Below are 11337 nucleotides of genomic sequence, written 5' to 3' on the forward strand. Positions count from 1 at the left end.
GCTGGTCCGCGTCAGGGGGCGCGGCGGTCGCGGGCTCCCAGCCCCTCGTCGTCCGAGTCGGTCCAGAGGGACGAGTCGTAGGGGGTGTCCGGGATGGACACCAGGCCCTCGGGCCGGCCGGGGGCCGTGGGAACGGGCTGCCCCTCCGGTTGCCGCGCGAGGTTCTGCTCCAGCCGGATGACCGAACGGGCCAGCTCTTCGAGGCAGCGCTTGACCTCTGTCAAATCGTTCTGAAGTGACATGGATTGCCCTCACTTCGCGATCGCGGGGTGGCAAACACGCGCCTGCGAGTGTTGCGCGTCACATCACCCGTTGGGAAGCCGTGTGCACGGATTCCACCCTTCTGGAGCTCCCGTTGGGCCGCACGGGTGGCTTTTGGCGGGCCCTGCCGCCGTGTCGCCGTCACGGGGGCCGCTCTGTCGTCTTCAGTGTAGGGGCAATAGGTCTGATCATCTCTAAATGCCTAAATTCGACATAACAGGACTAAGAGGTACAAGACATGTCCGACGTCGGCGCCCCTCTCCGGTCCGTCGCCCTCCTCACCGGAGGCGTCCTCGCCGTGTCCGTGCTGACACTCACCGGATGCGGATCCGGCGAGGAGGAGACCACGGCGCGGGCCGTGCCCCAGGACATCGCCCCCGCCGAACGTGACCGGATCGCCGACGGCGGCACCCTGCGATGGGCGGTCGAGTCCATGCCGACCACGCTCAACGCCTTCCAGGCCGACGCCGACGCCACCACCTCCCGGATCGCCGGTGCCGCGCTCCCCGCCCTCTTCACCCTCGACGAGCGCGGCCACCCGCACCTCAACCCCGACTACCTGGAGTCCGCCGAGATCATCGAGCGCGAGCCCAAGCAGGTCGTCCTCTACAAGCTCCACCAGCAGGCCGTGTGGAGCGACGGGCGCGAGATCGGGGCGCCCGACTTCCTCGCCCAGTGGCGCGCGCTCAGCGGCAAGGACTCCGCCTACTGGACCGCCCGGAACGCCGGCTACGAGCGCATCGAGAAGATCGAGCGCGGCGCCGGCGACCTGGAGGTGCGGGTCACCTTCAACAAGCCGTACGCCGACTGGCGCGCCCTGTTCACGCCGCTGTACCCCAAGGACGTGATGGGCAAGCCGGACACCTTCAACGACGGCGCCCGTACGAAGCTGCCGGTGTCGGCCGGGCCCTTCCAGCTGAAGTCGCTCGACGCCAAGGCCGGCGCCGCGACCCTCGTGCGCAACCCCCGCTGGTGGGGGCGGCCCGCGAAGCTGGACGCGCTGGAGCTGCGCGCCGTCCCCCGCACCGGCCGGGCCGCCGCGCTCACCGCGGGCACCGTCGACCTGGCCGAGGTCGACCGGGCGACGGCCGACCGGATCGCGTCGGCCGCGCGCCAGGGGGCGGCCGGCCCGGCCGCCGGTCCCTCAGCCGCGCCGGCCCCCTCGGCCGCGCTGAAGTCCTGGGCGCAGGCGCACGGCTCCGACGAGGAGACCGCCGCGCGGGTCCGGGCCGCGCGCCTGAGGCTGCGGCAGGCCGCCGCCGCGTACGCGGGCGAGCAGAAGGCGCTGCGCCGCTACCACCTGCGCAAGTCGCTGGAGCCCGCGTACACCCAGCTCGCGCTGAACGGCGAGTCCGGACCCCTCGCCGACGAGCGGGTACGGCGGGCGGTGGCCCGCGCCCTGGACCGCCAGGAGCTCGCGGAGGCCGTTCTGAAGCCGCTCGGGCTGCCCGCCCACCCCGTGGGCAGCCACCTCGCGCTGGCCGGGCAGTGGGCGTACGCCGACAGCAGCGGCGCCCTGGGCGACCAGGACACGGAGGAGGCACAGGCCCTGCTGGCCGACGCGGGCTGGACGCCGGGCGGCGCCGCCCGCAAGCCCGCCGCGCCGAAGGACGGCACGAAGGCGGGCGCCGAGGCGCCGGCCTCGGCCCGGGCGACCCGCCCCGCGGGCTCCCGCGCCGCCTCACCCGCCGCCGCGCCCGGCAGGACGACCACCGCCGGGGCCGCGGGCGACCACCCCTCGAACGAGGGTCTCTACATCGTCGGCGACGACAAGCCCCGTACCGCCGCGGAAGGCGCCGACGGGCCCGACGGGACGTACATCCTCGCCCCCGCGCCCGTCGAGGCCATGCAGGGCGCCCTGCTCCGGCAGGCGGCGGCCGTGAGCGACCCCGACAACCCCGACAGCGCCCGGGGCGGCGTCCCCGGCGCGTACGCCCCGCGCGGCACCGCCGCCCCGGGGCCCGCGTCCCCTTCCGCCAAGGCCGCGGCCGGACCCCTCGGCAAGGACGGCAAGGAGCTCAGCCTGCGGTTCGTCCTGCCGTCCGGGCCCGGCTCCGAGTCGCTGCGCACGGTCGGCGACAGGATCGTCCGGATGCTCGACCGGATCGGGATCCGCACCGAGATCGTCAAGGTCTCCGACGAGAACTACTTCAAGGACCACATCGCGGCCGGCGACTACGACCTCGCCCTGTACTCCTGGCCCGCCACGGCCTACCCCGCCACCGACGGACGGCCGATCTTCGCCAAGCCGCAGCCCGCGACCGACGGCTCCCTGCTGGTCGAGCAGAACTACACCCGGGTCGGCACGGACCACATCGACCAGCTCTTCGACCAGGCGGTCGGCGAGCTCGACGAGAAGGCGGCGCGCGACCTGGTGAAGCAGGCCGACGCGCGGATCTGGGCCGCCGCCGGTTCCATCCCGCTCTACCAGCGGCCGCAGCTCGTGGCGGCCCGGACGGACGTCGTCAACGCCGGGGCGTTCGGGTTCGCGACCCCCCGTTACGAGGACATCGGCTTCCGGCGGAAGTAGCGAAGCGGCCGGCCACAACCTCAGAATCCGCTCAAGTCGCTTGCCCGCCGGGACCGCCGGCGGGCAAGCTCGCTGCGGACCCTGACCCGGGCCCCGCACGCACCCCAGCGCGACAACACGTGTGTTCCCGCTTCTCCGAACAGGCCGGGAAGCCTCTTCCTCGCATGCCCCGTACCATGGAACACAGCCGTGGCGCGACCGCCCGGCGGGCGTACGAGGAACCAAGAGACGCCGCACCCACGATTTGAGAGAAGCGCCAGCCACTTATGCCCCTGCGCCACGACATCCGTAACGTCGCCATCGTCGCCCACGTCGACCACGGCAAGACCACCCTGGTCGACGCCATGCTCAAGCAGGCCGGTGCCTTCGCCGCGCACCAGCAGCTCGACGACCGCATGATGGACTCGAACGACCTGGAGCGTGAGAAGGGCATCACGATCCTGGCGAAGAACACCGCCGTCAAGTACCACCCCAAGGCCGGCGGTGAGCCGATCACCATCAACATCATCGACACCCCCGGCCACGCCGACTTCGGCGGCGAGGTCGAGCGCGGCCTGTCGATGGTGGACGCGGTCGTCCTCCTCGTCGACGCCTCCGAGGGTCCGCTCCCGCAGACCCGGTTCGTGCTCCGCAAGGCCCTCCAGGCCCGGATGCCCGTCATCCTCTGCATCAACAAGACGGACCGCCCCGACTCCCGGATCGACGAGGTCGTCAACGAGACGTACGACCTCTTCCTGGACCTGGACGCGGACGAGGACCAGATCGAGTTCCCGATCGTCTACGCCTGCGCCCGTGACGGCGTCGCCTCGCTGACCAAGCCGGAGGACGGCACCGTCCCGGCCGACAGCGACAGCCTGGAGCCGTTCTTCACCACCCTGCTGGAGACCGTCCCGGCTCCCGAGTACGACGAGTCCGCGCCGCTCCAGGCCCACGTCACCAACCTGGACGCCGACAACTTCCTCGGCCGTATCGCGCTGCTCCGCGTCGAGCAGGGCGAGCTGCGCAAGGGCCAGACCGTGGCCTGGATCAAGCGCGACGGCACCATCTCCAACGTGCGCATCAGCGAGCTGATGATGACCGAGGCGCTCACCCGCAGGCCCGCCGAGCTGGCGCGCCCGGGCGACATCTGCGCCGTGGCCGGTATCCCGGACATCATGATCGGCGAGACCCTGGCCGACCCGGAGAACCCGATCGCGCTGCCGCTGATCACGGTCGACGAGCCGGCGATCTCCATGGTCATCGGTACCAACACCTCGCCGCTGGTCGGCCGGGGCGGCACCGGCAAGGGCGCCGACAACAAGGCCGCGGTCAAGGACCGCAAGGTCACCGCCCGCCAGGTCAAGGACCGCCTGGACCGCGAGCTGATCGGTAACGTCTCGCTGCGCGTCCTGGACACCGAGCGCCCCGACGCCTGGGAGGTGCAGGGCCGCGGTGAGCTCGCGCTGGCCATCCTGGTCGAGCAGATGCGCCGTGAGGGCTTCGAGCTGACCATCGGCAAGCCGCAGGTGGTCACCAAGGAGATCGACGGCAAGCTCCACGAGCCGGTCGAGCGCATCACCATCGACGTGCCCGAGGAGCACATGGGCGCCGTCACGCAGCTCATGGGCACCCGCAAGGGCCGCATGGACAACATGTCGAACCACGGTTCCGGCTGGGTCCGCATGGAGTTCGTCGTGCCGTCCCGCGGCCTGATCGGCTTCCGTACGGAGTTCCTGACGAACACCCGTGGCACGGGTATCGCGCACTCCATCCACGAGGGCCACGAGCCCTGGTTCGGCCCCCTGCAGACCCGCAACAACGGCTCGCTGGTCGCCGACCGCTCCGGTACGGTCACCGCCTTCGCGATGACGAACCTTCAGGAGCGCGGCGTGCTCTTCGTCGACCCGGGCACCGAGGTGTACGAGGGCATGATCGTCGGTGAGAACTCGCGCTCCGACGACATGGACGTGAACATCACCAAGGAGAAGAAGCTGACGAACATGCGGTCGTCCTCGGCCGATTCGTTCGAGGCGATCGTCCCGCCGCGCAAGCTCTCCCTGGAGCAGTCGCTGGAGTTCTGCCGCGATGACGAGTGCGTCGAGGTGACGCCGGAGGCGGTGCGCATCCGCAAGGTCAACCTCGACCAGCGTGAGCGCGCCCGTGCGGCCTCCCGGGCCAAGCACGGCTGACCCGCCCCACCCCGCTGTACCGACGGCCGCCGGGCCCTACCACCCGGCGGCCGTCGCCGTTTGCGCACGACCGCGCGACGAGCCGCGGCGGACGGTGCGTCAACGGCTTTTCCCGGGCGGAGCGTCCGGATATCGGCGCTCGCTCTCCGGAACATGTGTTAACGGTCCGTTTCGGGGGTGTCTGTCTGTGATCGCTTTGTCCGGATTTCGGTCTTCGGCCCCTTGGTGATGTTGTCAAAACGAGACCCTTTAAGTGTGGTTTACCGCCCGGACGTACTTAATAGTTGGCTCCATTGAGCTCGGGTCAATGGGTCACGCGCTGTGGGGAGCGCCGACTCACGAGCACACTCGGGGCACTTGGGTCCTCGTCGTCAGGGGTGTCGGCGAATCTCGAAGTGCCTCTCTCGTAGTGACAAGTGGACTCATGAGGAGGAACCCATGCGCGGTGCCAAGAGCGCCAAGTGGGTCGCGGGAGCGATAGTCGTCGCCCTTGCTGCTACCGCTTGCGGTGGTGGCAGTGACAGTTCCGGTAAGGGCGGCAAGGCCCGCCAGGTCGTGATGGAGCTCGGTGAGCCCCAGAACGGCCTGGTTCCGTCGAACACGTACGAGTCCGAGGGCTCTGAGGTCATGAACGCCCTGTTCACCGGCCTCGTGCAGTACGACGAGAAGAACGAGACCCAGCTCGACATGGCCGCGTCGATCGAGACCAAGGACAGCAAGGTCTGGACGATCAAGCTCAAGGACGGCTACACCTTCCACAACGGTGAGCCCGTCACCGCGCAGTCCTACGCGGACGCCTGGAACTACGGCGCCAACCAGAAGAACACGCAGGAGACGAACCCGCTCTTCGGCAAGATCGACGGGTACGCGGACCTGAACCCGGGCGAGGGCAAGCAGCCCGCGACCGACAAGATGAAGGGTCTGAAGGTCGTCGACGAGAAGACCCTCGAGGTCACGCTCACGGCTCCGTTCAGCTCCTTCAAGACGATGCTGGGCTTCAACGCGTTCTTCCCGCTGCCGAAGGCCTTCTTCAAGGACCCGAAGGGCTTCGAGACGGCCCCGATCGGCAACGGCATGTTCAAGATGGACGGCAAGTTCGTCCACAACCAGCAGATCAAGACGGTCAAGTACGACAAGCACCCCGACGCGGGCAAGCTGAAGATCTCGGGCGTCACGTTCAAGATCTACAACAACCAGGACACCGCCTACCGTGACCTGCTCGGTGGCCGCGTCGACATCATGGACACCGTTCCGCTGTCCGCGATGACCACCGCCGCCAAGGACCTCGGCGACCGCTACATCCAGGGCACCGACTCCGGCCTCGGTTACATCGGCTTCCCGCTGAAGTACAACAAGGCCTTCGCGAAGCCGGAGGTCCGCAAGGCGATCTCCATGGCGATCGACCGGAAGGCGATCACCGAGAAGATCTTCGTCAACACCCGTACGCCGGCGGACGACTTCATCAACCCGCTGGTCCCGGGCTACCGCCAGGGCGCCTGCGGCACGGCCTGCTCCTACGACCCGGCCGCGGCGAAGAAGATGCTGGACGCCGCGGGCGGCCTGCCGGGCAACAAGATGGAGCTCGGCTACAACAACGACGGCGGTCACAAGGACTGGATCGAGGCGGCCGCCGCCCAGATCGAGAAGAACCTCGGCATCGAGGTCACCGTCAAGCCGTTCGAGCAGTTCCAGAAGATCCTGAACGACCTCGGCGACAAGAAGTACGGCGGCGCGTTCCGCCTGGCCTGGTCCATGGACTACCCGGCCGCCGAGAACTACCTGCGCCCGGTCTTCTCCGAGGACGCCATCGAGCACGGCTCGAACTACTCGGGTTACGTCAACCCGCAGGTCGAGAAGCTGCTCGACCAGGCCGACACGGCGGCCACCGAGGACGCGGCGATCAAGCTCTACCAGCAGGCCGACGACATCCTGCTGAAGGAGATGCCGTACATCCCGGTGTACTTCTACAAGCTGAACGCCGGCCTCAGCAAGAACGTCAAGCCGGGCGTGCGGATCGACAACATGACCCAGGTGGACTGGACCTCGGTCAACCCCGCCTGACGGTTCAAGGGATCTCCGCAGGGAGATCGCGACAGCAGTGGGGGTGACGGGGTCCTGCCCCGTCACCCCCCTTCTGCCGTCTGTCGTTGTCGATTACCCCTCACCCGGGCCGGGGCCCAGCGATGTGCCCCTCCCGGTATCCGTACAACTGGAGACCTGATGGGTCGTTATGTGATCAGGCGTCTTCTGCAGGCGATACCCGTACTGCTCGGCGCGACCATTCTTCTCTACTGCCTCGTCTTCCTGCTGCCCGGTGACCCGATCCAGGCCCTCGCGGGAGAGAAGCGGGCGGACCCGAACATCGCAGCGATCCTGCGAGAGCAGTACCACCTCAATGACCCGCTGTACCAGCGCTACTGGTACTACATCTCGGGTGTCGCCACCGGCGACTTCGGCACGGACTTCACCGGCCGTCCGGTCTCCGAGATCATGAGCGAGGCCTTCCCGGTCACGCTCAAGCTGGCGGGGATCGCGTTCGTCATCGAGGCCGTCGTCGGCGTCATCGCGGGTGTCTTCGCCGCTCTCGGGCGCGGCAAGTTCCTCGACAACGTCGTGCTGCTGTCGACGCTCCTGCTGGTCTCCGTCCCCTCGTTCGTCCTCGGCAACGTCCTCCAGCTGGTGCTCGGTGTGCAGTGGGCCATCGCGCCCATCAGTTACGATCCCGAGGACATCACCACGCTGATCCTCCCGGGCACCGTGCTGGCCGCGGCGTCGCTGGCGTACATCACCCGGCTCACCCGGACCAGCATGATGGAGACGATGCGCGCGGACTACGTGCGCACCGCGACCGCCAAGGGCCTCAGCCGCGGCCGGGTCATCGTGCGGCACGCGCTGCGCAACGCGCTGATCCCGATCGTCACCTTCCTCGGTGTCGACCTCGGCGCCCTGATGGGCGGCGCGATCATCACCGAGCGCATCTTCAACATCCCCGGCATCGGCGGCACCCTCTACCAGGCCGTGTACCTGCGCCAGGGGACGACCGTCGTCGGCATCGTCACCACGCTCGTCCTCGTGTACATCGCCGCCAACCTGATCGTGGACCTGCTCTACGCCGTGCTCGACCCGAGGATCCGCTATGCCTGAGAACACCTCCACCACCATCGAGGAGAGCGCGGCCACCACGCCGGCCGCGCCCGGCGGCGTCACCAAGGGCACCCAGGACAAGCCGGAGCGGGTCGCGAGCATGTGGAGCGACGCGCGTCGCGACCTGATGCGCAACTGGGTCTTCCTGGTCTCCGCCGTGCTGATCCTGTTCCTGCTGGTCATGGCCGTCTTCCCGCAGCTGTTCACCAGCGGCGACCCGTACGCCAAGGGCTTCTGCGACCTGTCCAACTCGGTCGTCCCGCCCAGCGGCGCCCACTGGTTCGGATACGACATCCAGGGCTGCGACATCTACACGCGTACCGTCTACGGCACGCGCAACTCGATCATCGTCGGTGTGCTCACCTCGGTGCTGACCGCGTTGGTCGGCGGCGTCCTCGGCATGGTCGCCGGTCTGCGCGGCGGCTGGATGGACGTCCTGGTCTCCCGCTTCACCGAGATCTGGTTCGCCATCCCGACCATGCTCGGCGGTCTGCTGGTGCTGGCGATGCTGGGAACCGGCAACGTCGTCACCGTCTCGCTGATCATGGCCGTGCTCGGCTGGCCGCAGCTGTTCCGCATCATGCGCGGCTCGGTGATCACCAACAAGCAGAACGACTACGTGATGGCCGCGCGCGCCCTCGGCGCCGGCGGCTGGCGCATCGCGATGCGCCACATCCTGCCGAACGCCCTCGCCCCGGTCATCGTCGTCACCACGATCAACCTGGGCGTCTACATCGCGGCCGAGGCGGCGTTCTCCTACCTCGGCATCGGTGTGCAGTCCCCGAACATCTCCTGGGGTCTGATGATCAGTGACGGCCAGGACCGCTTCCTGAGCTCCCCTCACATGGTGCTCTTCCCGTCGCTGTTCCTGAGCATCACGGTCCTCGCGTTCATCATGCTCGGCGAAGCTGTCCGCGACGCCCTCGACCCCAAGCTGCGCTAGGAGGGCGTACGTTGACCACCATCGACAAGAAGACGAGCGCGACGAACGCTCCACTGCTCGAAGTGCGCGACCTGCACGTCGAGTTCCACACCCGGGACGGGGTCGCCAAGGCGATCAACGGCGTGAGCTACAGCGTCGACGCCGGTGAAACCCTCGCCGTGCTCGGCGAGTCCGGCTCCGGCAAGTCCGTCACCGCGCAGACGATCATGGGCATCCTCGACATGCCCCCCGGCCGGATCACCGGCGGCGAGATCCTGTTCCACGGCGAGGACATGCTCACGATGTCCGCCGAGGAGCGCCGGAAGATCCGCGGCCGTCGCATCGCGATGATCTTCCAGGACGCGCTCTCCTCGCTGAACCCGGTGCTGTCCGTCGGCTACCAGCTCGGCGAGATGTACCGGGTCCACCTCGGCCTGTCCCGCAAGGAGGCCAAGGCCCGGGCGATCGAGCTGATGGACCGGGTGAAGATCCCGGCCGCGGCGGCGCGGGTGAACGACTACCCGCACCAGTTCTCCGGCGGTATGCGCCAGCGCATCATGATCGCCATGGCGATGGCGCTGGAGCCCGACCTGATCATCGCGGACGAGCCGACCACCGCGCTCGACGTGACCGTCCAGGCCCAGGTCATGGACCTGCTCGCGGAGCTCCAGCGCGAGGAGAACATGGGTCTGATCCTGATCACCCACGACCTGGGTGTGGTCGCCGACGTCGCCGACAAGATCGCGGTGATGTACGCGGGCCGGATCGTCGAGAACGCCCCGGTCCACGAGCTGTACAAGCGCCCCGCGCACCCGTACACGAGAGGGCTGCTCGACTCGATCCCGCGCCTGGACCAGAAGGGCCAGGAGCTGTACGCGATCAAGGGCCTGCCGCCCAACCTGATGAAGATCCCGCCGGGCTGCGCCTTCAACCCGCGCTGCCCCAAGGCGCGGGACATCTGCCGTACGGAGATCCCGGCCCTGGTGCCGGTGACGGAGCAGGACGGGTCGGCGCTGCCGGGCCGCGGCAGCGCCTGCCACTTCTGGAAGGAGACGATCCATGGCTGAGCTCGGGAAGAACGGTGAGGCCGTGGACGCGACCCCGAACGTCACCGAGGTCGAGACGGTCGAGGCGGCCACCGAGACCGCTGCCGTCGCGGCGATCGAGGCTCCGGTGGAGCGCGGCGAGCCGATCCTCCAGGTGCGCAACCTGGTCAAGCACTTCCCGCTGACCCAGGGCATCCTCTTCAAGAAGCAGGTCGGCGCGGTCAAGGCCGTGGACGGCATCTCCTTCGACCTCTACCAGGGCGAGACCCTCGGTATCGTCGGCGAGTCCGGTTGTGGCAAGTCCACGGTCGCCAAGCTGCTGATGATGCTCGAGACGGCGAGCTCGGGCGAGATCTTCTACAAGGGCCAGGACATCACGAGGCTGTCCGGGCGCGCGCTGAAGGCGGTGCGCCGCAACATCCAGATGGTGTTCCAGGACCCGTACACCTCGCTCAACCCGCGGATGACGGTCGGCGACATCATCGGGGAGCCCTTCGAGATCCACCCCGAGGTCGCCCCGAAGGGCGACCGGCGCCGCAAGGTGCAGGAGCTGCTCGACGTGGTCGGGCTCAACCCCGAGTACATCAACCGCTACCCGCACCAGTTCTCCGGCGGCCAGCGCCAGCGCATCGGCATCGCCCGCGGTCTGGCGCTCAACCCCGAGATCATCATCTGCGACGAGCCGGTCTCGGCGCTGGACGTCTCGGTGCAGGCGCAGGTGGTCAACCTGATGGAGAAGCTGCAGGACGAGTTCAACCTGTCGTACCTCTTCATCGCGCACGACCTGTCCATCGTGCGGCACATCTCCGACCGGGTCGGCGTGATGTACCTGGGCAAGATGGCCGAGATCGGTACGGATGTGCAGATCTACGACCACCCGACGCACCCGTACACGCAGGCGCTGCTGTCGGCCGTCCCAGTCCCGGACCCGGACGCCCGGGAGGGCCGCGAGCGGATCATCCTCACCGGTGACGTCCCGTCACCGGCGAACCCCCCGTCCGGCTGCCGCTTCCGTACCCGGTGCTGGAAGGCCGAGGAGAAGTGCGCCACCGAGGCGCCGCTGCTCGCGATCCCGGAGCGGTTCCAGGGCACGGACACCCCGGCCGCGCACGAGTCGGCGTGCCACTTCGCCGAGGAGAAGGACGTCGTCCACGCGGCGTAGTGCCGAGGGACGCGCACGAGGGCGCCCCGGGCCGTCACCGGCCTGGGGCGCCCTCCCGCATGTGGGTGGTGCGGGGCCCGGACGGGTGGGTAAAGGGTGCGTCT

Annotated in this window: 8 protein-coding genes; 7 read left to right on the forward strand and 1 reads right to left on the reverse strand. The window is 68.7% G+C overall.

The window, feature by feature from the left end:
- Positions 1-11: 11 nt before the first annotated feature.
- Positions 12-242: a hypothetical protein gene (locus tag ABZZ38_RS16005; RefSeq protein ID WP_356739913.1), complete on the reverse strand. Its 231-nt coding sequence runs from the start codon at positions 240-242 to the stop codon at positions 12-14.
- Positions 243-499: 257 nt separating this feature from the next.
- Here ABZZ38_RS16005 and ABZZ38_RS16010 point away from each other — a divergent pair, with 257 nt between their 5' ends.
- The 7 genes from ABZZ38_RS16010 to ABZZ38_RS16040 all read left to right on the forward strand — a co-directional run bounded on the left by ABZZ38_RS16010 (position 500) and on the right by ABZZ38_RS16040 (position 11233).
- Positions 500-2791: an ABC transporter family substrate-binding protein gene (locus tag ABZZ38_RS16010; protein ID WP_356739915.1), complete on the forward strand. Its 2292-nt coding sequence runs from the start codon at positions 500-502 to the stop codon at positions 2789-2791.
- Positions 2792-3057: 266 nt separating this feature from the next.
- Positions 3058-4959, forward strand: a complete 1902-nt coding sequence (gene typA, locus ABZZ38_RS16015) for a translational GTPase TypA (protein WP_356739917.1) — start codon at positions 3058-3060, stop codon at positions 4957-4959.
- 438 nt (positions 4960-5397) lie between these two features.
- Entirely contained in the window at positions 5398-7020 is a 1623-nt protein-coding gene (locus tag ABZZ38_RS16020; protein ID WP_356739919.1) for an ABC transporter substrate-binding protein, read from the forward strand.
- A gap of 159 nt (positions 7021-7179) precedes the next feature.
- Positions 7180-8103 carry an ABC transporter permease gene (locus ABZZ38_RS16025; RefSeq protein WP_356739921.1) on the forward strand — a complete coding sequence of 308 codons (924 nt, stop codon included), beginning with the start codon at positions 7180-7182 and terminating at the stop codon, positions 8101-8103.
- Entirely contained in the window at positions 8096-9046 is a 951-nt protein-coding gene (locus tag ABZZ38_RS16030) for an ABC transporter permease (RefSeq protein ID WP_356739923.1), read from the forward strand. The genes ABZZ38_RS16025 and ABZZ38_RS16030 overlap by 8 nt, the downstream gene beginning before the upstream one ends.
- An 11-nt stretch (positions 9047-9057) precedes the next feature.
- Positions 9058-10092 (forward strand): ABC transporter ATP-binding protein, encoded by a 1035-nt coding sequence (locus tag ABZZ38_RS16035; protein ID WP_356739925.1) that lies wholly within the window; start codon positions 9058-9060, stop codon positions 10090-10092.
- A complete protein-coding gene (locus tag ABZZ38_RS16040) occupies positions 10085-11233 on the forward strand; it encodes a dipeptide ABC transporter ATP-binding protein (protein WP_356739927.1) in 1149 nt (382 codons plus the stop codon). Before ABZZ38_RS16035 ends, ABZZ38_RS16040 begins: the two co-directional genes overlap by 8 nt.
- Positions 11234-11337 lie beyond the last annotated feature (104 nt).

The organism is Streptomyces sp. NPDC006368 (assembly GCF_040612535.1).
Taxonomy (GTDB): Bacteria; Actinomycetota; Actinomycetes; order Streptomycetales; family Streptomycetaceae; genus Streptomyces.